Source organism: Mesorhizobium sp. M0808, assembly GCF_040320025.1.
GTDB lineage: Bacteria > Pseudomonadota > Alphaproteobacteria > Rhizobiales > Rhizobiaceae > Mesorhizobium.
On record NZ_JAMYOX010000003.1, the window covers coordinates 207,877 to 230,478 of the forward strand.

Here is a 22,602-nt window from a genome sequence, read left to right on the forward strand (position 1 = left end):
TGACAGCGCAACCTGCATCTGACACTATTTGCCTGCGTCCGACACTATTTGTCGGACATTACCGACGGCTTCCGGTTCATGAGCGGCCGCGGCAACCGGGAGGAAAGCAAAACAATGTCGGTCGGAATCCGCCATGACGATTTGCGCCGGCGCAACCGGGCGATGGTGATCTCGGCGGTGCGCCGGGCCGGCCAGCCATCGCGTACTGAGATCGCAGCTACTACCGGCCTCAGTCATTCGACCATATCGGCGATCTCTTCCGACCTGATACGGGAAGGCATCCTCGCCGAGAGCAAGGCAAGTGAGCCCGTTTCGTTGAAACGCGGTCGTCCGCAGGTCGGCCTCGCCCTCAACCCGGAAGCGGCGGCGGTGCTGACCGTGGTGTTGTCGCTGAATTTCCTGTCGGCCGCCATTATCGACTATACGGGACAGGTGGTCGCCGAGGAACAGCGCCGGCTGGACACGCTGACCATGCCGCGCGACGAGCTGATCCGTGAATGCATGGCCATCGTCCGGCGCCGGCTGCAGGATCCAGACCTTGACGTCCGCAGTGTCGCCCGCATCGCCCTGGCGATTCAGGGCATTACCGACTCCCCTGCACGCGCCATGCTGTGGTCGCCGATCACGCCGCAGACCGACATCGCCTTTGCCGACATGCTGGAGGACGAATTCGGCATCCCGGCAACGGTGGAGAACGACTGCAACATGATGGCGGTGGCTTTGCGCTGGCGCAATCCGGATCGCTATCGCGACGACTTCATCGCCATCCTGCTTTCGCATGGCATCGGCATGGGGCTGGTGCTGAAGGGCGAACTGTTCACCGGGACGCATTCCTCGGGTGGCGAATTTGGCCACATGATCCATCGTCCGGGCGGCGCGCTCTGCCGTTGCGGGCGGCGCGGCTGCATCGAGGCCTATGCCGGCAACTACGCCATCTGGCGCAACGCCAGGCAGATGAGCGAAGAAAGCGAACCGATCGCCGACGTCAGCGACGCCGACATGCGAGCACTGGCGGCCCGGGCGCGCGAGAAAGATGGGCCGGAACGCGAGGCCTACCGCAAGGCCGGCGAAGCGCTGGGTTTCGGTCTCGGCTCGCTGTTCGCGCTGATCGATCCGGCACCGGTCGCGATGGTCGGCGCCAGTGCCGCCGCCTTCGATCTGATCGAGCCGGCCTTGCGGAAGGCAATCGCCCAGACCGCCGGCGGCCAGCATTCGGGCTCGATCTCCTTCGATACAGAGCCGAACGAATTGCCGCTGATCCGCGAAGGCTGCGCGATGCGGGCGCTAAGCTTCGTCGACCAGGAGATTTTCGCGCCGGGCGCGCAAATGAGGCCCAGCGTCAGAAAGAACGTAGCCTGACCAGGCGGGTCAATCTTCCCTGATCGCATAGCCGGCACCGCGGATGGTGCGGATGACATCCGGCATCCGGCCGTTGTTGACGGCTTTGCGCAGCCGCCCGACATGCACGTCGACGGTGCGTTCGTCGATGTAGATTGTCTCGCCCCAGACATTATCGAGTAACTGGCTGCGCGAGAAGACACGGCCCGGATGCCGCATCATGAACTCGAGCAGCCGGAATTCGGTCGGCCCGAGCCTGATTTCGCTCTTCTTGCGATAGACCCTGTGCGATTCGCGATCGAGCACGATGTCGCCGACCTTCAGCACGCTGGACAGCACTTCCGGCTTGGCGCGCCGCAGCAGCGCCTTGACCCTGGCCATGAATTCCGGTGTCGAAAACGGTTTGACCAGATAGTCGTCGGCGCCGGTCGAAAGCCCGCGCACCCGGTCGCTCTCCTCGCCGCGCGCGGTCAGCATGATGATCGGCAGCCGCTCGGTTTCGGGGCGCACCCGCAACCGACGACAGAGCTCGATGCCGGAAACCGCTGGTATCATCCAGTCGAGCACCAAAAGGTCGGGCACATTCTCCTGCAAACGGATCTCGGCTTCGTCGCCGCGTGTCACCACCTCGACCTGGTAGCCTTCGGATTCGAGATTGTAGCGGAGCAGCACACCCAATGGCTCCTCGTCCTCCACCACCATTATGCGTGGTGCGATCATCGGCTGGGCACCCCCATCATGTCACCGGTGCGGACATTGTCGTTTCGTCCTGCTTCGGACGATTGACCGGCAATTGCTCGCCGGTCAGCACATAATACGCATTTTCGGCGATGTTGGTGACATGGTCGCCGATCCGCTCCAGATTCTTGGCGCAGAACAGCAGGTGCGTGCAAGCGGTGATGTTGCGCGGATCTTCCATCATGTAGGTCAACAGCTCGCGGAACACGGACGTGTATTTGACGTCGATGCGCTCGTCGGCGGCACGCAGCTTGGCCAACGCGGCCGCATCGCCTGCAGCATATTCCTCGATGACACCCTGCACCTGGATGAGAACCAGCTGCGCCATCGCGTCGATGGAATGCGACAGGTCCCGCGGCGTGGCGCTGAGGCCGACCGCACTCACGCGCTTGGCGATATTCTTGGCAAGGTCGCCGATGCGTTCGAGGTCGCCCGCCATGCGGATCGCTCCGACCACATGGCGAAGATCGTGGGCCATCGGCTGGCGTTTGGCGATCAGGGTGATGGCGCGGTCGTCCAGTTCGCGTTGACGCGCATCCATGATGGCGTCGTCGGAAACGACGCGTTGCGCCAGCACGTTGTCGGAATTCAACAGGGCCTTGGTCGCCCCGCCGACCATCGAACCGGCGAGGTCGGCCATGTCGCGGATCAGCTTGCTGATCTGCTCGAGATCCTCGTCGAAAGAAGCGACTGTGTGTTCGCCCATGGTCCTGTCCTCATATGCATGATCGGAACGGCTCAGCCGAAGCGGCCAGTGATGTAGTCCTGCGTGCGCTTCTCGCGGGGCGACGTGAAGATCTTCTCGGTCCGGTCGAACTCGACCAGTTCACCCAGATACATGAAGGCGGTCTGGCGCGACACGCGAGCCGCCTGCTGCATGTTGTGGGTGACGATGACGATCGTATAGTCGGCTTGCAATTCGTCGATCAGTTCCTCGATCTTGGCAGTCGACAGCGGGTCGAGGGCCGAAGCCGGTTCGTCGAGCAGAATGACTTCCGGCTTCACGGCCACGGTGCGGGCGATACAGAGCCGCTGCTGCTGGCCGCCGGACAGGCTCAAGCCGCTGGCGTTGAGCTTGTCCTTGACCTCGCTCCACAGCGCGGCGCGCTTCAACGCCTGTTCGACGCGGCCGTCCATCTCGGACTTGCCGAGGTTCTCGTAGAGCCTGGCGCCGAAGGCGATGTTCTCGTAGATCGACATCGGGAACGGCGTCGGCTTCTGGAACACCATGCCGATCTTGGTCCTGAGGAGGTTGAGATCCTGCGACCGGTCGAGAATGTTCTTGCCGTCGAGCAGCACCTGGCCCTCGGCCGTCTGTTTTGGGTAGAGCTCATAGATGCGGTTGAACACACGCAGCAGCGTCGATTTCCCGCACCCCGAAGGGCCGATGAAGGCCGTGACACTGCGCTCAGGCAGTGACAGGCTGATGTCCTTCAGCGCCTTGCTCTGGCCGTAGTAGAAGTTGAGATTCTTGACCTCGATCTTCGTCTTCTCGACGACCGTTTCGGCCATCGTCATGTCTGGGGACAACATCTGTGTCATCTGTCCTCTCTGCGTCCGGTAAGGCTGCGGGCGAGGATGCTCAAGCCCAGAACCGTCAGGGTGATTATGAGTGCGCCGGTCCACGCCAGTTGCTGCCATTCCTCGTAAGGGCTGAGAGCGAACTGGAAGATGGTCACCGGCAGGCTGGCCATCGGCGCGTTGATATTGCTGCTCCAGAACTGGTTGTTGAGCGCGGTGAAGAGCAGCGGCGCCGTCTCGCCGGAAATGCGTGCTATCGCCAGCAATATGCCGGTGACGATGCCGGACAATGCGGCGCGGTAGGCGACCGAACGGATCACCACCCAGCGTGGCGCGCCGATCGCGGCACCGGCTTCACGCAACGCGTTCGGCACCAGGTTGAGCATGTCTTCAGTGGTGCGCACGACCACCGGAATGACCAGGATGGCAAGCGCAACGGCGCCGGCAATGGCCGAGAAATGTCCCATTGGCCGCACCATCAGCTCATAGACAAACAAGCCGATGATGATCGACGGCGCCGACAACAGGATGTCGTTGATGAAGCGGACGACGGTGGTGATGCGCGAAAAGCGTCCATACTCGGCCATGTAGGTTCCCGCCAGCACGCCGATCGGCGTGCCGACGACAACGGCGATGATCGTCATCAGCAGGCTGCCCGCGATGGCATTGAGCAGGCCGCCGGCCTCGCCCGGTGGTGGCGTCATCTCGGTGAAGACCGCGAGCGAAAGCCCGGCTGTGCCCTTATAGACCAGTGCGCCGAGAATGAGCGCCAGCCAGGCAAGCCCGATGCCGGCGGCGACGACGCAAAGCGCCATCATCACCGAATTCCTGGCTTTGCGGCGGCTGTGGAGCGATGAGGATGTCGACATCGGTCAGGCTCCCGTACGGGCGTCGATCCGCATCAACATATAGCGGGCGGCGGCAAGGATCAGGAAGGTGATAACGAAGAGGATCAGGCCGAGCGAAACCAGCGAGGAGGTGTAGAGGTCGCCGTCGGCCTCGGTGAATTCATTGGCGATGGTCGCCGAGATCGTCGTGCCCGGCGCGAACAGGGAGGCACTGATGCGGTGGGCGTTGCCGATGACGAAGGTCACCGCCATGGTCTCGCCGAGCGCCCGGCCCAGGCCAAGCATGACGCCGCCCATGATGCCGATGCGGGTATAGGGAATGACCACGCGCCGGGTCACTTCCCAGGTCGTGCAACCGATGCCATAGGCCGATTCCTTCAGCACCGCCGGCACCGTATCGAAGACGTCTTTGGTGATCGAGGTGATGAAGGGCAGCACCATGATGGCAAGGATCAGCGCCGAGGTCAGAAGGCCGATGCCGTAAGGAGGGCCGGCGAAAAGGCTGGATAGTCCCGGCACGCCGTGGAAGACGTTGATGATGAAGGGCTGTATCGCCGTCTGCAGGAACGGCGCGAACACGAACAGGCCCCAGATGCCGTAGATGATCGAAGGAATGCCGGCCAACAGCTCGACCGCTATGCCGATCGGGCGCCTGAGCGGGCGCGGGCAGAGCTCGGTGAGAAAGACTGCAATGCCGATGCCGATCGGAACCGCGATCAGGATGGCGATGGCCGCCGTGACCAGGGTGCCGTAGATCGGCGCCAGTGCGCCAAATTTTTCCGTGACCGGATTCCAGCTTTCAGTCGTCAGGAAGGAGAAACCGAAGGACGACAGCGCCTGCCACGAGCCGGCAAACAGCGAGATCGCGACACCGCCGAGGATGACCAGCACAAGAATTGCGGAAGCGCGGGTGAGTCCGCGGAATATGGCATCGGTGAGCGCGAAGCGCCGCACCGTAGCTTCCCTGGCCCGGGCTGCTGCAGATGATGGCATGGCATCGGAAGCGATGGTCATTGGGTCCTCGCGATTAAAGGCAACAGGGAGGGCGCCGTCGACGCCCTCCCTGGAGGAGATTACATAGCCGAGTAGAGCGGCTTGCCGTCGTCGCCGACAACTTCCTTGGCCCACATGGCCTTGACGCTCTCGACCACCTTGTCGGGCATCGGAACGTAGTCCAGCTCGCCGGCCATCTCGTCGCCCTTGTCGTATGCCCAGGCGAAGAATTTGAGCGCTTCGCCGGTGGTCGCGGCATCATCCGGCTTCTTGTAGAGCAGGATCCACGTTGCCGCCGTCATCGGCCAGGACTCGGCGCCCGGCTCGTTGGCGAGGATGACGCCATAGCCCGGCTGCGAGCTCCAGTCGGCATTGGCCGCTGCCGCAGAGAACGCCGCCGTGGCGGGCTCGACCTTCTTGCCGTCCTTGTTGATCATATCGGTGTGGGTGAGCTTGTTCTGCTTGGCGTAGGCATATTCGACATAACCGATCGCGCCGCCGGTCTGGGAGACGTTGTTGGCAACGCCCTCATTGCCCTTGGCGCCGATGCCGACCGGCCATTCCACGGCCTTGTCGACGCCGACCTTTTCTTTCCAGTCCGCGCTGACGTCGCCGAGGTAATAGGTGAAGTTGAACGTCGTGCCCGAACCATCGGAACGGTGAACGACCGCGATCGCCTGCGAAGGCAGCTTGACGTCGGGATTAAGCTTCTTGATCGCTTCGTCATCCCAGCTCGTGATCTTGCCGAGGAAGATGTCGGCCAGCGTCGGGCCGTCGAGAACCAACTCGCCCGGCTTGATGCCTTCGAGATTGACGACGGGAACGATGCCGCCCATCACCATCGGGAATTGAGCCAGTCCGGACGCTTCAAGCTCGTCGCCCTTGAGCGGCGCATCCGAAGCGCCGAAGGTAACGGTCTTGGCTTTGATCTGCTTGATGCCGCCGCCGGAACCGATCGACTGGTAGTTAAGGCCAATGCCGGTGTCTTTCTTGTAGGTGTCGGCCCACTTCGCATAGATCGGGTAGGGGAAGGTGGCGCCGGCGCCGGAGATGTCCGCGGCGAGCGCGGCGGACAGGGTGAGGGTGGTCGTCGCCGCAGCCATTGCAATCGCAACGGCCGCCGAGCGGATGAAATGTCTCATGTGGCCTGCTCCTGTTCGGAATATGGTCTCTCGGCGCCATTCCTCCGGCGCCCGCTGAGGCCAATAGCCCCCGATTATTACAGTCGCATGACAGTTTCATGTCGCTCCGGTAACGTCGTCCAGCCGGGTAAGAAGGAGCGGCCGCGGGCTTTGTCGGCATGGGCCGCGGTTTGCCGCTGGAATCAGCAGCTTGCTTGAATTCCGGCCGGCATCGTCTGCTCGGCGATCGTAGCCACCGGCTTTAAAAGAAAAAAAGCCGGACGGGAGCGCGTTGCATGCAGCCAGAACGTGTCATGGCCGCGCCATCGCCGAAACAGGTCCGTTGGGGTAAATCTGACCCTGTTTCTTGCCGGCGGTCGCTGCTCCCGCCCGTAACTGGAGGAGCGGAACTTCGAATATCCCATTGTCGCCACTGAGCGCGGCTTTGGTATGGTGCGATCGCACCATGGCCTTACGCTGGAAGCGTTGACGAATCGCAAGGTTCTAACTCGCGCTGGACCTCCATCCGCGCCCGACCCGGCGCTGGATCTTCGAGCAACGCCTTCGACTGGAAATGCGACGACTCTACTTCACGGTATCTACTCCCTTCGCCCTATTCCGCCGGTTGTCGGTTAGGCCGAAGCAGCGTTATAAGCTTGCAGGGGTATTGCTGATGTCTCGACGGATTCTGCCTGTCTTCCTGTGCCTGGCGCTGCCTCTGGGAAGCGGCTGCGCGCGCAGCTATGACGGCACCGTCATCATTCCCAAGCCGCTCGATGTTCGCCGTTTCTGGGACAGGCCTTCGCCGCAGGCGCAAGCCGAACAGTCGCAACTGGAGACCGACGTCTTTCCAGTGGCGCCGCAAACGCCGAAAAGGCCGGCGGTGCGCAGGAGCGCGGCTTCCGTTGCAGCGCCTCGGAGGAGGGTCACCAACAACCCGCCCATGCTGTCGCCGGAGCCGACGAAGCCGCTAACTTGCAAGAATGTCAGCGAGCCCGGCAAACGGGCCCGCATGGTCTGCGAATAACCAGCCGACGTCGGTCGATGCGCACGGCTCCAGGCCTTGAAGCGGCTATCCGATCCGGCCGTCTCGGAACATCGCCCGCCTTGGTCAGTCCGCCGGGAAGAAGGCCGGCCCGACCACTCTCACCGGCCGCGCGCCGATCGCTCTTTCGATCGACTGATGCTGGGCAACCCCCTGCACTTCGGCAGCCTGCGTTTTTGCCTCTTGCGGAACGGCACCGGCGGTTTCGATCCCGGATTCAGGAATTTCCGCGACGATGCCAAAATCCGGCTTTGCCGTCGGCAACGGTATGATGGCATTGGTCATGTTGGCCGGTGTCACGGTTCGTGCCCTGAGCTCGGCGACGCGCCGATAATAGCGCTTGACGTCGCAGGCCTTGAAGTTCGCGTCGTCGCGGTACCGGAACGCGGCAGGTAGCTCCACATAGGGTTTTCCCGACTCGAGCGCGACCATCTCCTCGGTCTCGCGAGTGGCGTCGCTCAGCGTATAGAGGTCGACGCCGGCATCGTCGCAGATGTAGCGACACTGATCGACCATTTCCTTCAGATCGTCGCTCTTGGCGAACTGCGATTTTGGCGCGGGGAAGAAATATCCGTCCGACAAGCGAACGCAAAACAGCATCCGATTGCCGCCAATTGTTGTGCCTGCGGACTGGGCCTTGGGTGCCGTGCGTTGCTGCGCCGGCTGTTTCTTGGCAGCGGGGGCGGCGCAGCCCAGCGCGACAAACCTGGCCTTCAATCCGGACGTGTCCCTGCTCGAATTCGACAGTCTGGCGATCTGCCGTTGCACCTCCGCCTTGCTGCTGACCAGGTCGGCGCAGGGATTGAAGAAGAAGCCGGCCGTTCTCGCCGTGCATCTGCGTTGTCTCTCAAGCTTTTGAATCGCGGCGAGTTGCCGGCGCAGTTGGGCAAGCTCGGGGCTGGTCCCGCCGCTGCGCCCCGCCGAAAGCAATTGGCTCCTGATGGCACCGCAGCTATCCGCGTAGGAGAAGGATGTGCCGAGCGCAACGGCTATTGCCGACACCAGCATCAGAATCGTGAGGGGCCAGAAGCGTGTCATTGGAACGACCATTATCCTTGTTGCACCGAGAACAGGATTTCTTTGTCGACTATGGATAAGTACTAGCTAAATCAGTCTTTCCTAATTGGAGTAGATCAAATCGCCACCAGAGACTTTAGCTCTAGTGTATTAGATCCACTCGTGTAAATTCAATATTACATTTTTATTTCAAGAATGAGACGAACCGGCAGCAACGCCGGCGGACGCCCGCCACGGCGAAGTTTTGATGCGCGCGGCGGGTTCGGCATCGCGATCAATCCGGCGTTACCGGCCGGCCGTTGCTGAAACCTTAGCCCTGGGATCGGCGTTGAGCGGCCAAAGGAGGAGACCGCAAATGTCGATCCACTTCACTGTCGCGGACCTGACCAGGAATCTGTTCCATTCACTTGGGTTGGACCATGAACGCGCACCGAGGCCACTCGACCACGAGCAGAGGCTTTTGCTGGAGTGCTATCTCGCCGGCCAGATACCGGAATCGGCCTGGAGCGACTATGTCTTCGAGATGCCGGAACTGGCGCGACATGTCGAGGCCAGACGAAGGCGCCACTAAAGCGCATCGCGGTCGACCGGGCCTCATGCGACGCGCTTAGGTTCTTGTCTAATGCATGTCGTTGTCGCAAAACCGCTGCACACTTTTGCGCGACATGCACTAGATCCCGAAAAGTGGAATCCGGTTTTTGGAAAAGATCAAGGCGAAGCCTTCACTCGCGGTGCAGCCTGTTCTTGTTTGGGCGAGTTGAATTGCAGAGTGAACACCTTGCCCGGGATGCCTTGAGCCAACGCCGGTGAAAAGCTCAACGGCAGGCAATGGTCCACGGCCGCGACCGCCGCGTCGACAAAAGCTTGGCGCGTCTTCTCCTCGCCGGCGACGCGGATGGCGGTCGGCTTGGGCCGGCCGATCAGCGTGCCATCGCGCCTGAAGCTGAAGCTCAGGGTGACGGTGGAATTCCCGGCATTCGCCGGCGGGGTCCAGCACGCCTGGATGGCAGCCCCGACCTCGGGCATGGTGTTGAGCGTCGCTGCATTCGATTGACCGGCTGCACCCGCCAGCATGGCGCCTGCAATCACCATCATTCCAGCAATGCTTTTCATGGCAGGGCCTCTGTCCTTGAACCGCCCTCGAGGAGGGTACTACTTCGATGGTAGGGCCGACATCGGCGATGGCAAGATGCCGGCAACGCGCTTCATCAGCCATGCAGGCGTCGTGAAACGCCGTCTGGCGCAACTTCGGCAGGGGCTGAAATAAGCAAAAGGCCGGCGAGCAGCCGACCTTTGCTTTCCATCCGCGCCAGTACATCCGTGGTCGCAAGCTGGAGGTGGATACCAGTAGAAAGGGTTTCGGTTAACGAAACCTTAAGCTCCCCACACCGTGCAAACAGGGGAGAGTAAGAAAGAATTACCCCAGATCATTACCGGCTCCCGCAGAACGTGCGGACGATCGCCGGCCTGCACGTGCCTCAGGCGTTGGCCTGCGACCGCACATAGGCGATATAGCCGCGCACGTCGCCGGCCGGCTCGGCATAGGCCTTGCCGAGCTTCTTCTCGATCGCCGCCATATAGTCTTTTGCCCATTGGGGCAGCGCATAGTCGATGACGGCGAGGAATTCGAGCGTCGCCGCCAGACGGATGTCGGCGATCGACGGGTTCTTGCCGCCGATGAACGGCTTGCCGTTCCTGAAGAAGCTGTGAAACACCTCCAGCGGCTCGGCTATCGCTTCTATAGCGGCCTTCTGGGCTTCCGACTTCTTGTCGGGATGAGCGTCGCTGTGGCCGACCTCGCCGGCATATTGCGGGAAATTCAGCACAGGATATGTGGCGCGCGCCACATAGGGGTAGAGCGTCCCGATCAGGTAGAACATGGCGCTGTCGATCATTGCCCGCTTGGCCGGCGCCTTGGGATATAATTTCTCCAGCCCGTGCTTGTTGGCGAGGTACTGCATGATGGCGCAGCTTTCCCACAAGACACCTCTCGGCAGGCCCTTGTCCTCGATCATCGGCGTAAGATGGGCCGGGTTTCGCGCCATATATTCGGGCGAGCGCGTGAGGCCCCAAACGTCGGTTTCGGAATGATCGAGCCCGGCGGCGCGTGCAAACACCCGAACGCTCATATTGTTGACGCTGGGCTTCAGCATGCTGAGCGTGAGCGCCGGCTTTTTCGCAGGCTTCGCCTTGGCCTTCGCGGGCTTTCTGCCGGAGACCTTCGTCGCCGGCCTTGCCACTTTCGCCGCTGACTTGGCGGCGGCTTTGGCCGCCGGCTTGGCTCCTGGTTTGGCTGCCTTGGCGGCGGGCTTTTTCGCACTCTTCGTTGCTGTCTTTGCCATTATGTCCTCCCTTTGTTTGGCGTGTCGTCAGTATGGATTTTTCGGTGCGCGATCCTCCGACAAGGTCGTGCGCGAGCGCTCGACAAGCGCTTGGATCGCATCGGCAAGGTGCACTTCGGCGATGTTGTAGTCGCCGCGCGCGACGCGGATCTTGTGCGCCTGCATCAGCACGTCGGCATGGGTGAAGCCCGCCGGCGGTTCGAAACGGTAGGAGGCGAGTTCGATCAGCAGGCCGAGCGGATCCTCGAAATAGATCGAGTCCATGAAGCCGCGATCCTTGACGCCGCTGTGCTTGATGGCGCGCTCGTCGAGCCGGGCAACCGCCTGCAGAAAGGTGACGCGCGACACCGCGAAAGCGATATGATGGACGCAGCCCGTGTCGGTCGGCGTGCGCCGCTTGACCGGCGTGCGGCTTTCGTCGGTGAAGACGGTGATCAGCCGGCCGTCGCCCGGATCGAAATAGAGATGGCTTTCGCTTGGCTTGTCGAGGTTGGGCTGCTCGAAGATGAAAGGCATGCCAAGCACGCCCTCCCAAAAATCGATCGAGGTCTGACGCCCGGCGCCGACCAGCGTGATGTGATGGACGCCTTGCGATTGTAGTTTTTGCATCTGACTCCTCCCGGCCACGCCGTCTTGCCGCCGAACGGAAGTTCGGATGCCCAGTCGCGCTTGGATCGGCGCCCGGCATGTGACCGCGCCCGGCCTCGCTCGCCTGCGCTCCGCATTCCGCATCCTGCAGGAGTGCGGCCGGAGCTTTGATGAACGGATGCTAATTCAATCCGAGGCGTTGCGCCAGAAGCGCTGAGTTTCAAGAACTCCACGCAGGCGCCAAGAGCGGCACCGGGATCGCGGACGCCTTCGCCGAGCTCGCTGAAACGATCCGTCGCCGGCAGCTGTAATGGTGCGGCGGCCCGCAGGCCGCTGGGTTTCCCGAGCGGCCGGTCTGGCGACGGCAGGTCAAAGGGGCCTCGCTGACGCATGCCGCGCCTGGTTCGGATTACGGGCATCCGCGGCCCTTAGATGAAAATCACATATTCTTCATCGGCACGTCGGGATCGACATGTCCCCCATCGGCAGTGATCTTCAGCCTTGAGAGGTAGTGCTCCCATCCCCTTCGGTGGCTGTCACGCTCCTTTGCGTTCGGCAGTCCGCTGTGCGTGAAGCGGATCAGTGTCCCCGCATCCCTCGCGATCAGGTCGATCTCGACATGACTGGAGCCGGGCGGCACGGTCTCGTTGTCTTCCCAGCCAAAACTGTAGGCAAGACGGTGGACCGGGATCACCTCGGTGAACTCACCGCGCGCCATATAGCGACCACCGACATTGACGAGGAACAGACCGCCCGGCGTTGCATCCAAATTCGCTTCGGTCCCGATCCATCGCACGATCTGGTCCGGATCCGTCAAAAGCGCGAACACGGTCGCTTGTGGCGCGGCGACCTCAATCTCTGTGTAAACCGATTCCGCCATCGCTCACTCCAGGTCACATCCGCATCGAATACCGTGCATGATTGAAGCGAATGTGGGGAGTTGCAAGAAGATGTTCGAGGCGTAAGCATAAGCCGGTGCCGAGTGACCTTCTACCGATGCTTCTCGCAAAGTCGCTTTCATTCCTTCTGGACGACGCCGCGCATATTGGCGACGGTGGGCGACTTCTATTGCAGCTCTCAACGCATTTGATGGAAGACGGCTTGCCGATCATCGCCGGCGCGCTGGCGCAGGATGCTCCCGACCCAATCATTTCACGCCGTATCTGGCTCTGGCGAGCGCCTGGGGGTGAAGTGGTCGAGGGTTTGGGGATAGGCGCCGACCGCCAGAATGCCGATCCCCGGCTCGTGCTGCGGGAGTGGCTTGGCACGACGCGGGCGATCGTGTTCGACGAGCGAGCGGGCGGTGTCGCACCGACCTTGGTGTGGGCGTTCGATCATACTCCGGATGAGGCGCAGTCAGAGCTGCTGCGGCAAATCTCCCGGTTTGCTGCGGCTCCGATGACCGCACTCGCAGAACGGTCCGCGAAACGCGCATTGCTCGAAGCATATTTGGGAAAGCGCAGTGCAGCACATGTGCTCAACGGTCATTCTCGTCGAGTAAAGGGAGAGACGATACGGGCTGCGCTTCTGTGCGCGGACCTTCGAGGTTTCACCGATCTATCCGAGGTTCATGATGCAGACGAGATCGTATTGGTACTTGATGCCTGGTTCGATTGCGTCGCCGGCGCGGTGCACGCATTTGGTGGTGAGGTTCTCAAGTTTATAGGTGATGGCGTCCTCGCGATTTTCCCGATTGGCGAGCGCGATGCAAATGCCGCATGTGACGCTGCGGTACGCGCCGTGAAGGCCACGCGCGCCGGGATAGATCATCTCAACCAAACTCGGCGCCGCAATGGCGGCCCTGAGCTCGGATATGGCATTGGCCTGCATGTCGGCGAGATACTCTGGGGGAATATCGGCACTGCCGGCAGGTTGGACTTCACCGCGATCGGCAAGGCTGTAAATCTTGTCAGCCGCATCGAAGGGCTGTGCAAGCCGTTGGGACGGACGGTGCTCGCGTCGACAGTGTTCGAGGCAGAAACTACCGAGCGGATGATCGCCATGGGCAGTCATCCGCTCGGAGGAATAGCAGGCGCGCAAACACTTTTCGGCTTGCCGGAATAGATCGAATGGTTGAGCCCGCCGTGGATGTGTCGTTCGCAGCATATCTTGGTATCGTGCGAAGCCATGACTGAGAGAAATTCGAACGGCAAAGAAGCTACGATACTGCAACTGGAGTATGGCGCGTTTAGAGCCCAGCCATGCGCGTCGCGCGCAGCTTCGCTGGCGGGTGCTAAGGGCCTTCCCGGCATCCACCCTTCGAGGGAGAGGCGCCTTCGCCGAGCTCGCCAAAACGATCCGCCGCCGGCAGCTGTAGCTCAGGTCGGCTCCAGGCAGTGCCGACCAGCGTGATGGACGCCTTGCGATTGTAGTTTCTGTATCTGGCTCCTCCCCGCGTGGCATCGACTCAGCGCGACGTTCTGCGCGCCGCTAACGCTGTGCCTCAAGACCCACGATGCAATGCTAATGCAATCGGCTCCGCTGCGCCGGAAGCGGCAATGAGCCAAACCCGCCGCGACCCAAGGCGATGGATCGGATTGATGGTTTGCCGAGAGTTTGGAGAGACTTGGTACGCCCAAGGGGAATCGAACCCCTGTTCCCGCCGTGAGAGGGCAATACCATATAATACGCATTTTTCGCCACTGCGCGCCATTGTCCGCTTCTGTTGTTTATCTGTTCATGGTGGGTTCATGTTCGCCTCTAATGTGCCTTCGCCATTGTACGTGGTTGCGCGCGGGTGTATATTTGATGGATATTTGACGACTCAGTGATTTGGCCCATGGCAAAGACCTTGACGGAAGCAGCTCTGACGACTCGGAACGCCAGGGCCGGGCTCGCTGAAGGCGTCCATTGGCGTGGGCTCAATCCCGATGTCCATCTAGGCTACCGCAAGCAGAAGCGTGGCGGGCGCTGGCTGGTGCGCTGGTATCAGGGCGATCAGAAGTACAAGCAGGAAACGATCGGCACCGCCGACGATGGCAAGCTAGAGGCAGATGGCATCGAGTGTCTGACATTCGAACAGGCTAAGTCGGCTGCATCGCGGCTTGTCTCAACCAAGCGCGCCGACGCCTTGGCTTCTGCCGATGGTCCGGCGCCGACCGTGCGCCTTGCCGTCGAGGCATATCTAGTTTCGCGGAAGGGTCGAGGGCACGCCGCTGCCGCCGATGCCCGGCAGCGGTTAACCCGGCATGTTCTCTCTGCCCCTCTTGCTGACAAGCATCTCCATTCCCTGACAGAGCGTGACCTTTCGAAATGGCGTGAGGCGCTTCCCGGCAATCTCGCAAGCGCAACGGTTCGGCGCATCGTCAATGACCTTAAGGCAGCGCTTAACGCGGCGGCGGTGAAGCATCGCGCCCGATTGCCGGCCGAGGTGGCAATTATCATCAGGAATGGTCTAGCCACATCCCATGCCGAAACGCCTACGGCCCGCGACAAGTCGGCACTGCCGGACGCGGACATTCGCCGGATCATCGCCGCTGCCAAGGTGATTGATGAGCGCGACCGTTGGGACGGGGATCTGCTGCGGCTCGTGGTGGTATTGAGCGCCACAGGTGCAAGGTTCTCTCAAGTGAACCGCCTCGCCGTTGGTGATGTCCAGCCGAACCGCCTTATGGTCCCGACCAGTCGAAAAGGTCGAGGCGTCAAGAAAACCTCACACAGCGGCATTAGGGTGGGCGCTGATGTGATGACAGCGCTGCGGCCAGCTACTGCAGGCAGACGGCCTGGCGACCCGCTTTTGGAGCGCTGGAGGCATAAACAGGAGGCGGGCAAAGGCCACGATGGCGGCCAATGGGTTCGCGATTCTCGCGGTCCATGGCTTCACGCTTCCGAGCTTTCCCGCCCATGGGCTGAAATCGTCAAGTCGGCAGAGCTACCGGCCGAGACTGTTCCCTATGCTCTCCGTCATTCCTCGATTGTGCGCCAACTCCGCAATGGCCTTCCCGTGCGCCTTGTCGCGGCTTTGCACGATACGAGCGCCCGCATGATCGAGGCTCACTATTCGGCAGCCATCATCGACGCGCTGGACGATCTGTCCGCCGGCGCCGTGGTCGAGCTTATGCCGGTCGAAGGCAACAACGTTGTGAAATTGCGAGGATGACAATTTCTCAAATGCCCTCAGACCCGAACCCTCAAAAGGTTCAAAAGGTCTGAACGAATCCGTGGGGATAGGCAGGCCAGCCGATAAGCCGGGACGCACCGCCCGGTTTCCCCACGGTCCCCTCCATGGTGCTTCGCGGGGTGCGCGGTGAAACAAGAATGGATACCGTTTCTGGAGGCTGTCGAGCGCATGCGCTGGCGGCTGTTCTTAACCGACCACAAAGCTAAGCCTTTGTTGCGCGCTGCGTGTGGTACAGGCCGCGTCGCCGGACGAGGGCACTACGAAGAAAAGGGGGACATTGTTTTTAGTGCTGGCAAGGATCTATCTGACGACCCTACCGTCATGCGGATGGGTGGGCATTACTTTGTGCGCGAAACCTATCCGGCGGAAGTCGACCTCACCAGCCTTCAAAGCTGGGTTGCTTCGATGGAGCGGGATTCAAGCCTGCTTGCGTCGTCCTGGACAGCGCTCGGAACAGCGGAGGAAACCGAGGACAAGCAGATGACTGCCTCTTTCGAGGCAATTGCGTATGCAATCTCAGAGATGGGCGACGATCTCGCAGGGCTTTCGGTGGCTCGGAGAGCCGAGAATATCCGGGAGTTTCTGCGCGACCGAAAGAAACTCGTGCCAAGCGAAAAGACCATTCAAAGGTTCTATTCGGCCAAAATTGGCCAAGGCTAGACATTTCGGGACAAATCCCGATTCCGAAGTGTGGCCAAAATTGTCTCGCATTGTCAGTTACTTAGCGCGACAAAATCGCTGATCCTTTCCCACGTTCCACCACATCCAACGGTGAACGATGACGAAAAGGAGAAGCGAATGACTGCAATATCTCTCACCATCAAGAACGCCTCGGAGGCGTCCGGCCTCGGCCCGACAAAGCTATACGAGCTGATCAAGACGCGAAAAATAGAAGCTCGGAAGGAAGGGCGCCGAACCCTTATCCTGGCTGACAGCCTTCGCCGCCATATCGAAAATCTTCCGGCTGTGTCGTGAGGTGCAGCTATGAACATTCATGACAAAGCCGCCGGCCTGGCAGGGCTCGGCGGCTCGGTAGATAGGCAAGCTGTAGCGGCTACTTTCTACCCCAACCCCTCCAAAACGGCAATTGAAATCGACGATGGCACTTATGCCATAGCCGTCATTGCTAGCCGTTTTGGAGTTCCAGCGGCAACGGCGTTCGAAGTCTGCCGGTTGGCAGGGCTGGGGGTGCGATAATGGCTCCCCGTCCTCAACTTCCGGCCCTCACTGCAGAACGTGCAAGGGCACTGCTGATCTACAATCCTTGCCGGCACTCTCGATTCACTGGCCAAGATTGCGCAGGTCGGCAGCGTGGTACGTCAGGGCGACATGAACTACGCGCTCTCGATGGTATGCGGGCTCCGGCCGAAGGACCAGATCGAAGCGACTCTCGGTGTCCAGATGGCCGCCATCCACATTGCCACGATGAATAGTGCTATGTGCATGGGAGAAGCCAAGACGTGGGAGTTGAGGGAAGCGCACGAGCGGGCATTGAACCGACTCTCCCGTACATATGTGGCCCAGATTGAGGCTTTGAAGCGCTATCGCAGCAAGGGCGAGCAGCGCGTGATTGTCGAGCGCGTGAACGTTGAAAAGGGCGGGCAGGCCATCGTCGGCAACGTTGGCAATGGGGGCGGGGTAGCTGAAGAAAATGATCGATAACCCCATGAACCGCGCCCCGCGTTGTCAGGCTCGCAGCAAGCGCAGCGGGGTTGGCTGCAAAGCACCGGCTGTACGTGGACATCGCGTATGTCGCTTTCATGGCGCGGGCGGTGGAGCCCCCAAAGGCGCCGCTCATGGCCTTTATCGTCACGGACGATTCACTTGTGAGGCGATCGAGCAACGCAAAGAGATTGCCGCGCTGATTGGGGCGGCGCGGCGAATGGTTGAGACGGTTTGATGAGTGTCGCGACCTACTTCGCCAGGCTTCCGAGACGGCTACGGATATCCTCCCTCAACGGCAGCAGACTTTGCGCACATAGGTGTTGCCAAACGTCATGTATGCGTCGTCAGGAATAGCGCCCCGCGCTTTCAGTTCCGCCGCGAGGTTCTTAGCCACCACCTGATCGAAAGTGTCCTCGAGAGTAACCGCGAACCATCCATTTGTAGCAAGATAAGCCGCCAATGGGATGGAGGCCGAGCGAACATAGGCGGAAGCATCAGCCAGGTTGTCGAAGCTCTTGACCTGTATGTGGCGCTGCTCAAATGGTCCGCTTTCATACTGGTCCACATAAACCCAAGTGTCGTGCATGTAGCCAACCTGACCGTTGGCTTGCACCCGATACCAGCGAGCCACATTGCCAAGGATGGCGACCGGGCTCCCGTTGCGGAGATTAACGAGCGTGGCCGACTTTCCATCCGCGAGAGCCTTCAGCGGGGCCGCGCCCTTAGGGTGCCGAATGCGGCCGGTGTGGGCCTGCGGAATCGCCAGTGACGAGTATTCAGAAGCTGGCGGCAAAGAGGCAACGGGCGGCTGGGCCGGTGCTGGCTGGGGCGATGGCTGCGGGGACGGTAACTGGCTTCCGACCGGTGGCTGGCTTGCATTAAGGTCCAACGTAACGACCTTGTATTTCGCCATCTCGCTCTTGGAAAGATAGCGTACATCATCATTGTCATATTGCAGGGAAAGCTGAAGCAGAGCGGGGTCCACGCCCATCTCGATCATATAGGTGATGGTCTCGGCGGTAACTTGCTGGACAACGGAAACTGCATCCTCGGTGCTTATCGGAATGTCGCCACTGAACGAAGTTTTGTGAACGCCAATGGCACCAGGCTCAGCGTAGCGCACGACTCCACCTAGGAACGCCAGAGAACAGGCCGAAGCACATTCGAGAGCCCTGAACTGAGCCGTATTAAGGCCGAGTCTGCGAATGATGCGGCCAAGCTCCATTGCCTTCTGGATGTTGCCACCGGGTGACTGGAATGTGACCGCTACTGAGGCATTGGACCGTGCCAGCGCCTCGAAGCCGGCAAGGTCGTCCTGATAAGCGAAATCACCCGACACGACGATGTAGCGGAGCCCGGCATCCGTCTGCCCGGCGTGGAACTGCAATCCGGCATTGGCCGACGTAGCTCCCAGCAGCACCGGTGCGATACACAACAGGACGCGAGCGGAAAAGATGCGAGACATGGCCCAAGAACAACCCCAAGAGGCAGTCTAGCGCTCGGCGGACGAGACTGTCGAATCCTTGTTGCAGATTTGGTGATGGCAACCTTAAGTTCACGCCTTGATCGAGACCGGCAGGGGAGCACCGGCAATCCTTTCGTGTATGGGCGGCTGCTACTCAAACATCAAAATGTCGTGCAGTTCACGGTGTTGCCGAACCGATTGCAAGTCGTTGTTTTTGGCTGACTGTTTTGCATATTGGTAAAAGCCGCATTTGCTCTAGCGGATGCCCTGCCGCGAGACGAAATGGACTCGTTTTGGATGCATTGGGCCATGGCTGGCGTTCCCGGCTCGAAGCCGTAGGAGACGCATCGGTTCCGGAAATAGGTTGCCTGTTCCGTCTGGGGCGTGGTGGCAAACCAAGCCGGCGAGCCAGGCATCCCAAGCCCCGAACCGGAGCAGCCGCTTAAAATGATGGCCGCGAGCCCTACCGCCGCGAAACCGTGGCTTTTGCGCATGGTGGTTCCCCCTGCGCGCAATGAACGGTAAAATCCCCGCCTCCGCAAGGCCGCGCTTAACGATAATGGCGTGACTTGCCCTTCGCCATTTTTTGGTAGTGTCTCAGTTTGAAATTTGACCGGCTGTCATCCACCGCCGACCGACTGTCGCGCCGTGCGCCGAACTCCTATATGCTTAGCGGAAAGCATGAGGTGGTGGCGATGGAAAACGCACAGGAATTGAGCCCGCATTTGAAGTGCGATGTAGAGTTGGAACTGACCGGCCCCAACGTAGGCACGTTAAACAAATGGGCAGCAGATGCCTTGCGCGCGTTGGCCGACCGCTTAGAGCGCGGAGAGTTCGAAGACGGGTTCAGCGACGCGAAAGATAACGTTGGGAAGAAAATCGGGTCGATCTACGTAGATTACTCTGAGGCGAATTTCTGATGCCCACCGGACCTAAAGGCCAGAAGCGCCCCGCCGACTGATCGGCAATGCCGTCCGCGTCATGCGCATTGCCACTGACGAGGAAGCCGACGACGTGATTGATGACGGCAAAGACCCTGCCGCAAAGGCGCTGGGTGCGAAGGGCGGAAAGAAGCCCGCTCCCATCGCGGGCCAAAGGTTCGACAACGTCGTCAACTTTCGCCCGCCTGTCATTCCGGCCTCACCACATTGCGCCGCTCGAAGTCATCAACGTCCGAAGGCTTGATGCGAAGAAGCTTGCCAAATCTGAAGTGAGGCAGGTCACCCCTCTTGATCAAGTTTCGCACATGACGCTCCGAACAAAGCCATCGCGTCGCCAGTGTTCGAGGGGAATAAGCATTCGGGTGCCGCTCTGGCTCACTGCCGGCTGTCCCGTGCCCTAGGAGCTGGAGGATAGCCACTGCTGCGTCGTATGCCGCCCGGTCTGCGCTTCGCAACATCTCAAAATAGGAGGCCAGCAACTTCCTACGAACTGGATCTCGGCCCGCCGCTATTTCTTCGACGGCCCGTCTAACCAGTGCTTCATCTGGTGCCCGACGATCAGTGAAAAGCGCCAGGGTCGGAAACTTGTCCATTGCTTACCTGAACCCAAGTCGGATCAACTGGGCCTGTAACCATAGTTCCGGGCAGGATGTCGCTCCCTATTTGGAGCTCACTACCCGGCATCGACGTCTCATCTCGCGAATGTGCGAGGGCGTTGTAAATAGGTTTTTCCCTATTCGCTCGACTATCAGATTGCCTCGTCTGATTTCCGACCGCAGCGCAGAAACCGAAACAATCCCTCTCAGAAGCAGTTCGCTGGCTTCCTTCAGTGTTATCGGGTCGTCGTCCAGAAGGTCTTCGCGAGAGCGTGTCATGGCCTGCGCTTTCGTGCATCCGGGCCGCCCCCAGCCTTGCGGCTCATTCCTCGTGGCGGATAGGCAGCGGGGTCGGTTTCACTCCCAATCATCCGTCATCGTCCTCTTAAACTCATAGGACCGAATCCTGCTGCTCCTCGGCCCGTCTTTCCACGCGGAGATGTCTATATGCCCGTAACGCTCAGTTGCCAGCATCAGCATCACCAATGGGAAAGCATCGTCCGGCATTATAATCATGACCTCAAAGCCGCCTTTCACGCGGTCCAGGCTGCCAACGTCCTGCAACTTGGCATTGGCGAGTCTTTTCTCCTCGCGAAAGTGTGCACCTTCGTAAACCCTGATATCCGCAGTCAGACCGGCTTTCACCGACTTGCCACTATCCTTGGCCAATTTCCCTTTGAGCCGGAGCGCGCGAAGTTCTGCCAGGGGGTCCGGCCCCTCCATCCAAGCCGCACCGAGCGAATAGTCCCACTCCCACTTTTCGATGGCGACGTGCAGCCAAAAGTCAGGGTCTCTGAGCTTGCGTAGTCTGAACGGGCGATCCGGCATCAGTCTGAGCGCTCCGACAGCACTGACCGACATTGCGAAATTGTACAACCCCGCGCAAGCTTCGCCCCTGCTCTCCGCAAAGTTGCTTTACTCCCGTTCACTTCCCACGCAGTCGGACGCCTGGGCTTCCGTGATTCAGGAACTCGATCCCCTCGGCCTCCAGCACGGTCATCACGGCTCGCACCTTATCGAGCCCGCTCGTAAGCCCCTGAGCGCCCTTCTTCTCCATGGCGCTTACGGTGTTGATATTGATGCCGGCCCGCTTCGCAAGCGTTCCTTGGTCCATGTCAGCCAAGGCGCGGGCTGCGCGAAGCTGGTTTCCCGTTGTGAGCATTATGGTTGCTTTCCTTATTCAACTAGTATTTTTTCATAGTTATCTGTTGACTGCAAGATAATTGTCATTCATGTTGAACTGGTAAATTTACCTAGTTAACGAGGATTAAGCCACATGCCGAACATCACTGTTCGGGCTGCCGCCGAAGGCATGCCCGCGATCAACCGCCGCCGCATCCTGAACCTGACTGGGGCGGCTTTGGCTCTTGCGGCCACTGCCGCCAGCATTGGCAAGGCGCCAGCCGCGCCGATCGAGGTCGGGCCGGCAGCGCGGGAAAAGATGTCGCCAGAGCTTCGCGCGCTCATCAAGGGCCACAAGAACGCCTGGGCCTATTGGCACAGTGTCTGCGATTGCTGCGACGAAATCGAGCTTGGCCGCGAAGCGACGGCCGACGAAAACGAGAAATGGGAAGATGCCAACGACGCAGAGGTTTCGGCCCTTTGGCGCGTCTGCCGGTTCCCGGCTAAAGCGCCCGCGGACCTCGCCGCCAAAGGCCGCTATCTGCGGCGGTTCCACAACACATTCTTTGGCCACCTTCGGGAAGAGCACGTCGACGCGCTGCTCCTGTCGATGTCGCTGGTCGGGAAGGGCGGTGACGCATGAGTGCGGCCAAGGACAAAATGACCATCAACGACCTGGAGCCGCTGATCTGCGACTCCGACAACATGGTCGACGTGCTGTTGAACCTCTTGGAGCAGCATTTCAGCTGTCCCCCTCCCGAAAACGGCAACTACGTCATCACCGAGACGGAAGGTAGCCGCCTGTTCTTCGTAGCCAGCGTCGCGGAGTCGATGTCCAACAAGGCCAAGAAGGCCTATTACGAAGCGCTCGGATGGGACGCGTCATGACCGCGCCTTCAGACGACCTCAACGACCTGCAATCCGATATCGGGAACCTGCACCAGTTGCTCGAAGTGCTCTTTGATCGGACCATGGAACAGGAGTTCGAGCGCGACGGGAAGAGGGTCGCATTGCCGGACCAAATATGCGCGCTGGCGATGATCGGTCGGGACCTCGCCGAACGCCTGAACGAAGCGGCGGACGCCTGTCTTAGCAGGGTGCTCGCCGATAGCAGTGCTATGAAAACGGGGGCATGAGCCCTT

At 60.6% G+C, this 22,602-nt stretch carries 29 protein-coding genes; 14 read left to right on the forward strand and 15 right to left on the reverse strand.

The genetic code is table 11. The features are described from left to right. Positions 1-114: 114 nt before the first annotated feature. A complete protein-coding gene (locus tag NKI25_RS06700; RefSeq protein ID WP_352480860.1) occupies positions 115-1,359 on the forward strand; it encodes an ROK family protein in 1,245 nt (414 codons plus the stop codon). Positions 1,360-1,368: 9 nt separating this feature from the next. Here the strand turns inward: NKI25_RS06700 and phoB are convergent, their stop codons facing one another. The 6 genes from phoB to pstS are packed head-to-tail and all read right to left on the reverse strand — an operon-like array spanning position 1,369 to position 6,580. Beyond that, positions 1,369-2,058, reverse strand: coding sequence for a phosphate regulon transcriptional regulator PhoB (gene phoB / locus NKI25_RS06705; RefSeq protein WP_031212149.1), 690 nt, complete (start codon positions 2,056-2,058; stop codon positions 1,369-1,371). 16 nt (positions 2,059-2,074) lie between these two features. Next, positions 2,075-2,782 carry a phosphate signaling complex protein PhoU gene (phoU, locus tag NKI25_RS06710; RefSeq protein ID WP_023678534.1) on the reverse strand — a complete coding sequence of 236 codons (708 nt, stop codon included), beginning with the start codon at positions 2,780-2,782 and terminating at the stop codon, positions 2,075-2,077. A gap of 32 nt (positions 2,783-2,814) precedes the next feature. Next, positions 2,815-3,618 (reverse strand): phosphate ABC transporter ATP-binding protein PstB, encoded by an 804-nt coding sequence (pstB, locus tag NKI25_RS06715; protein ID WP_352998282.1) that lies wholly within the window; start codon positions 3,616-3,618, stop codon positions 2,815-2,817. Further along, the gene (gene pstA / locus NKI25_RS06720; RefSeq protein ID WP_023678532.1) at positions 3,615-4,466 is read right to left on the reverse strand and encodes a phosphate ABC transporter permease PstA; all 852 of its coding nucleotides are present in this window, start codon (positions 4,464-4,466) and stop codon (positions 3,615-3,617) included. The genes pstB and pstA overlap by 4 nt, the downstream gene beginning before the upstream one ends. A 3-nt stretch (positions 4,467-4,469) precedes the next feature. Further along, the gene (gene pstC / locus NKI25_RS06725) at positions 4,470-5,459 is read right to left on the reverse strand and encodes a phosphate ABC transporter permease subunit PstC (RefSeq protein ID WP_352574831.1); all 990 of its coding nucleotides are present in this window, start codon (positions 5,457-5,459) and stop codon (positions 4,470-4,472) included. Between the two features lie 59 nt (positions 5,460-5,518). Continuing rightward, complete coding sequence (pstS, locus tag NKI25_RS06730) at positions 5,519-6,580, reverse strand: phosphate ABC transporter substrate-binding protein PstS (RefSeq protein ID WP_352998283.1); 1,062 nt, start codon at positions 6,578-6,580, stop codon at positions 5,519-5,521. 652 nt (positions 6,581-7,232) lie between these two features. Between pstS and NKI25_RS06735 the strand changes: the two genes are divergently transcribed. Beyond that, entirely contained in the window at positions 7,233-7,586 is a 354-nt protein-coding gene (locus NKI25_RS06735; protein ID WP_352457960.1) for a hypothetical protein, read from the forward strand. 84 nt (positions 7,587-7,670) lie between these two features. Here the strand turns inward: NKI25_RS06735 and NKI25_RS06740 are convergent, their stop codons facing one another. Then, a complete protein-coding gene (locus NKI25_RS06740; RefSeq protein ID WP_352691630.1) occupies positions 7,671-8,642 on the reverse strand; it encodes a DUF2865 domain-containing protein in 972 nt (323 codons plus the stop codon). A gap of 334 nt (positions 8,643-8,976) precedes the next feature. Between NKI25_RS06740 and NKI25_RS06745 the strand changes: the two genes are divergently transcribed. Then, complete coding sequence (locus tag NKI25_RS06745; RefSeq protein ID WP_023678527.1) at positions 8,977-9,192, forward strand: hypothetical protein; 216 nt, start codon at positions 8,977-8,979, stop codon at positions 9,190-9,192. A 137-nt stretch (positions 9,193-9,329) separates the two neighbouring features. On the opposite strand, the gene tolA is transcribed toward NKI25_RS06745, so the two are convergent. The 4 genes from tolA to NKI25_RS06765 form a co-directional block, all read right to left on the reverse strand. Then, positions 9,330-9,734 carry a cell envelope integrity protein TolA gene (tolA, locus tag NKI25_RS06750; RefSeq protein ID WP_352574825.1) on the reverse strand — a complete coding sequence of 135 codons (405 nt, stop codon included), beginning with the start codon at positions 9,732-9,734 and terminating at the stop codon, positions 9,330-9,332. Between the two features lie 365 nt (positions 9,735-10,099). Continuing rightward, positions 10,100-10,963, reverse strand: coding sequence for a glutathione S-transferase family protein (locus NKI25_RS06755; protein ID WP_352574823.1), 864 nt, complete (start codon positions 10,961-10,963; stop codon positions 10,100-10,102). A gap of 27 nt (positions 10,964-10,990) precedes the next feature. Next, the gene (locus tag NKI25_RS06760) at positions 10,991-11,572 is read right to left on the reverse strand and encodes a VOC family protein (protein WP_352634133.1); all 582 of its coding nucleotides are present in this window, start codon (positions 11,570-11,572) and stop codon (positions 10,991-10,993) included. 418 nt (positions 11,573-11,990) lie between these two features. Beyond that, positions 11,991-12,431, reverse strand: a complete 441-nt coding sequence (locus tag NKI25_RS06765) for an SRPBCC family protein (RefSeq protein WP_352574819.1) — start codon at positions 12,429-12,431, stop codon at positions 11,991-11,993. Between the two features lie 116 nt (positions 12,432-12,547). Here NKI25_RS06765 and NKI25_RS06770 point away from each other — a divergent pair, with 116 nt between their 5' ends. The 6 genes from NKI25_RS06770 to NKI25_RS06795 all read left to right on the forward strand — a co-directional run bounded on the left by NKI25_RS06770 (position 12,548) and on the right by NKI25_RS06795 (position 17,333). Further along, a complete protein-coding gene (locus NKI25_RS06770; RefSeq protein ID WP_352574817.1) occupies positions 12,548-13,615 on the forward strand; it encodes an adenylate/guanylate cyclase domain-containing protein in 1,068 nt (355 codons plus the stop codon). A gap of 853 nt (positions 13,616-14,468) precedes the next feature. Then, positions 14,469-15,650, forward strand: coding sequence for a site-specific integrase (locus tag NKI25_RS06775; RefSeq protein WP_352998284.1), 1,182 nt, complete (start codon positions 14,469-14,471; stop codon positions 15,648-15,650). A 147-nt stretch (positions 15,651-15,797) separates the two neighbouring features. After that, on the forward strand, positions 15,798-16,331 hold the full coding sequence (locus NKI25_RS06780) for a hypothetical protein (protein ID WP_352840815.1): 534 nt from the start codon (positions 15,798-15,800) through the stop codon (positions 16,329-16,331). Positions 16,332-16,469: 138 nt separating this feature from the next. After that, positions 16,470-16,646, forward strand: coding sequence for a helix-turn-helix domain-containing protein (locus NKI25_RS06785; protein ID WP_352840818.1), 177 nt, complete (start codon positions 16,470-16,472; stop codon positions 16,644-16,646). A gap of 9 nt (positions 16,647-16,655) precedes the next feature. Further along, positions 16,656-16,868 (forward strand): hypothetical protein, encoded by a 213-nt coding sequence (locus tag NKI25_RS06790; RefSeq protein WP_352840821.1) that lies wholly within the window; start codon positions 16,656-16,658, stop codon positions 16,866-16,868. Positions 16,869-17,000: 132 nt separating this feature from the next. Then, positions 17,001-17,333 (forward strand): hypothetical protein, encoded by a 333-nt coding sequence (locus tag NKI25_RS06795; RefSeq protein WP_352998285.1) that lies wholly within the window; start codon positions 17,001-17,003, stop codon positions 17,331-17,333. Positions 17,334-17,625: 292 nt separating this feature from the next. On the opposite strand, the gene NKI25_RS06800 is transcribed toward NKI25_RS06795, so the two are convergent. Continuing rightward, complete coding sequence (locus tag NKI25_RS06800; RefSeq protein ID WP_352998286.1) at positions 17,626-18,801, reverse strand: COG3904 family protein; 1,176 nt, start codon at positions 18,799-18,801, stop codon at positions 17,626-17,628. Positions 18,802-19,403: 602 nt separating this feature from the next. On the opposite strand from NKI25_RS06800, the gene NKI25_RS06805 reads away from it, so the two are divergent. Beyond that, positions 19,404-19,721, forward strand: coding sequence for a hypothetical protein (locus NKI25_RS06805; RefSeq protein ID WP_352840856.1), 318 nt, complete (start codon positions 19,404-19,406; stop codon positions 19,719-19,721). A 61-nt stretch (positions 19,722-19,782) separates the two neighbouring features. Beyond that, on the forward strand, positions 19,783-19,986 hold the full coding sequence (locus tag NKI25_RS06810; protein WP_352840941.1) for a hypothetical protein: 204 nt from the start codon (positions 19,783-19,785) through the stop codon (positions 19,984-19,986). On the opposite strand, the gene NKI25_RS06815 is transcribed toward NKI25_RS06810, so the two are convergent. The 3 genes from NKI25_RS06815 to NKI25_RS06825 form a co-directional block, all read right to left on the reverse strand. Beyond that, positions 19,931-20,335 (reverse strand): helix-turn-helix domain-containing protein, encoded by a 405-nt coding sequence (locus NKI25_RS06815; RefSeq protein WP_352840859.1) that lies wholly within the window; start codon positions 20,333-20,335, stop codon positions 19,931-19,933. The genes NKI25_RS06810 and NKI25_RS06815 overlap by 56 nt on opposite strands. Before the next feature lie 360 nt (positions 20,336-20,695). Then, on the reverse strand, positions 20,696-21,166 hold the full coding sequence (locus NKI25_RS06820; protein WP_352840862.1) for a hypothetical protein: 471 nt from the start codon (positions 21,164-21,166) through the stop codon (positions 20,696-20,698). 97 nt (positions 21,167-21,263) lie between these two features. Beyond that, a complete protein-coding gene (locus NKI25_RS06825) occupies positions 21,264-21,500 on the reverse strand; it encodes a helix-turn-helix transcriptional regulator (protein ID WP_352840864.1) in 237 nt (78 codons plus the stop codon). Positions 21,501-21,614: 114 nt separating this feature from the next. Here NKI25_RS06825 and NKI25_RS06830 point away from each other — a divergent pair, with 114 nt between their 5' ends. From NKI25_RS06830 to NKI25_RS06840, 3 genes are read left to right on the forward strand one after another with little or no spacing between them, the layout of a single operon-like run. After that, on the forward strand, positions 21,615-22,103 hold the full coding sequence (locus NKI25_RS06830; protein WP_352840867.1) for a hypothetical protein: 489 nt from the start codon (positions 21,615-21,617) through the stop codon (positions 22,101-22,103). Further along, positions 22,100-22,348, forward strand: a complete 249-nt coding sequence (locus NKI25_RS06835; protein WP_352625141.1) for a hypothetical protein — start codon at positions 22,100-22,102, stop codon at positions 22,346-22,348. Before NKI25_RS06830 ends, NKI25_RS06835 begins: the two co-directional genes overlap by 4 nt. Then, positions 22,345-22,596, forward strand: a complete 252-nt coding sequence (locus NKI25_RS06840; RefSeq protein WP_352840870.1) for a hypothetical protein — start codon at positions 22,345-22,347, stop codon at positions 22,594-22,596. The genes NKI25_RS06835 and NKI25_RS06840 overlap by 4 nt, the downstream gene beginning before the upstream one ends. Positions 22,597-22,602: the final 6 nt, after the last annotated feature.

Coding starts and splice junctions, on each gene's coding strand:
- NKI25_RS06700 (WP_352480860.1), top strand. CDS start 115: ATGTCGGTCGGAATCCGCCATGACGATTTGCGCCGGCGCAACCGGGCG.
- phoB (WP_031212149.1), bottom strand. CDS start 2,058: ATGATCGCACCACGCATAATGGTGGTGGAGGACGAGGAGCCATTGGGT.
- phoU (WP_023678534.1), bottom strand. CDS start 2,782: ATGGGCGAACACACAGTCGCTTCTTTCGACGAGGATCTCGAGCAGATC.
- pstB (WP_352998282.1), bottom strand. CDS start 3,618: ATGACACAGATGTTGTCCCCAGACATGACGATGGCCGAAACGGTCGTC.
- pstA (WP_023678532.1), bottom strand. CDS start 4,466: ATGTCGACATCCTCATCGCTCCACAGCCGCCGCAAAGCCAGGAATTCG.
- pstC (WP_352574831.1), bottom strand. CDS start 5,459: ATGACCATCGCTTCCGATGCCATGCCATCATCTGCAGCAGCCCGGGCC.
- pstS (WP_352998283.1), bottom strand. CDS start 6,580: ATGAGACATTTCATCCGCTCGGCGGCCGTTGCGATTGCAATGGCTGCG.
- NKI25_RS06735 (WP_352457960.1), top strand. CDS start 7,233: ATGTCTCGACGGATTCTGCCTGTCTTCCTGTGCCTGGCGCTGCCTCTG.
- NKI25_RS06740 (WP_352691630.1), bottom strand. CDS start 8,642: ATGACACGCTTCTGGCCCCTCACGATTCTGATGCTGGTGTCGGCAATA.
- NKI25_RS06745 (WP_023678527.1), top strand. CDS start 8,977: ATGTCGATCCACTTCACTGTCGCGGACCTGACCAGGAATCTGTTCCAT.
- tolA (WP_352574825.1), bottom strand. CDS start 9,734: ATGAAAAGCATTGCTGGAATGATGGTGATTGCAGGCGCCATGCTGGCG.
- NKI25_RS06755 (WP_352574823.1), bottom strand. CDS start 10,963: ATGGCAAAGACAGCAACGAAGAGTGCGAAAAAGCCCGCCGCCAAGGCA.
- NKI25_RS06760 (WP_352634133.1), bottom strand. CDS start 11,572: ATGCAAAAACTACAATCGCAAGGCGTCCATCACATCACGCTGGTCGGC.
- NKI25_RS06765 (WP_352574819.1), bottom strand. CDS start 12,431: ATGGCGGAATCGGTTTACACAGAGATTGAGGTCGCCGCGCCACAAGCG.
- NKI25_RS06770 (WP_352574817.1), top strand. CDS start 12,548: ATGCTTCTCGCAAAGTCGCTTTCATTCCTTCTGGACGACGCCGCGCAT.
- NKI25_RS06785 (WP_352840818.1), top strand. CDS start 16,470: ATGACTGCAATATCTCTCACCATCAAGAACGCCTCGGAGGCGTCCGGC.
- NKI25_RS06790 (WP_352840821.1), top strand. CDS start 16,656: ATGAACATTCATGACAAAGCCGCCGGCCTGGCAGGGCTCGGCGGCTCG.
- NKI25_RS06795 (WP_352998285.1), top strand. CDS start 17,001: ATGAACTACGCGCTCTCGATGGTATGCGGGCTCCGGCCGAAGGACCAG.
- NKI25_RS06800 (WP_352998286.1), bottom strand. CDS start 18,801: ATGTCTCGCATCTTTTCCGCTCGCGTCCTGTTGTGTATCGCACCGGTG.
- NKI25_RS06810 (WP_352840941.1), top strand. CDS start 19,783: ATGCGCATTGCCACTGACGAGGAAGCCGACGACGTGATTGATGACGGC.
- NKI25_RS06815 (WP_352840859.1), bottom strand. CDS start 20,335: ATGGACAAGTTTCCGACCCTGGCGCTTTTCACTGATCGTCGGGCACCA.
- NKI25_RS06820 (WP_352840862.1), bottom strand. CDS start 21,166: ATGCCGGATCGCCCGTTCAGACTACGCAAGCTCAGAGACCCTGACTTT.
- NKI25_RS06825 (WP_352840864.1), bottom strand. CDS start 21,500: ATGCTCACAACGGGAAACCAGCTTCGCGCAGCCCGCGCCTTGGCTGAC.
- NKI25_RS06830 (WP_352840867.1), top strand. CDS start 21,615: ATGCCGAACATCACTGTTCGGGCTGCCGCCGAAGGCATGCCCGCGATC.
- NKI25_RS06835 (WP_352625141.1), top strand. CDS start 22,100: ATGAGTGCGGCCAAGGACAAAATGACCATCAACGACCTGGAGCCGCTG.
- NKI25_RS06840 (WP_352840870.1), top strand. CDS start 22,345: ATGACCGCGCCTTCAGACGACCTCAACGACCTGCAATCCGATATCGGG.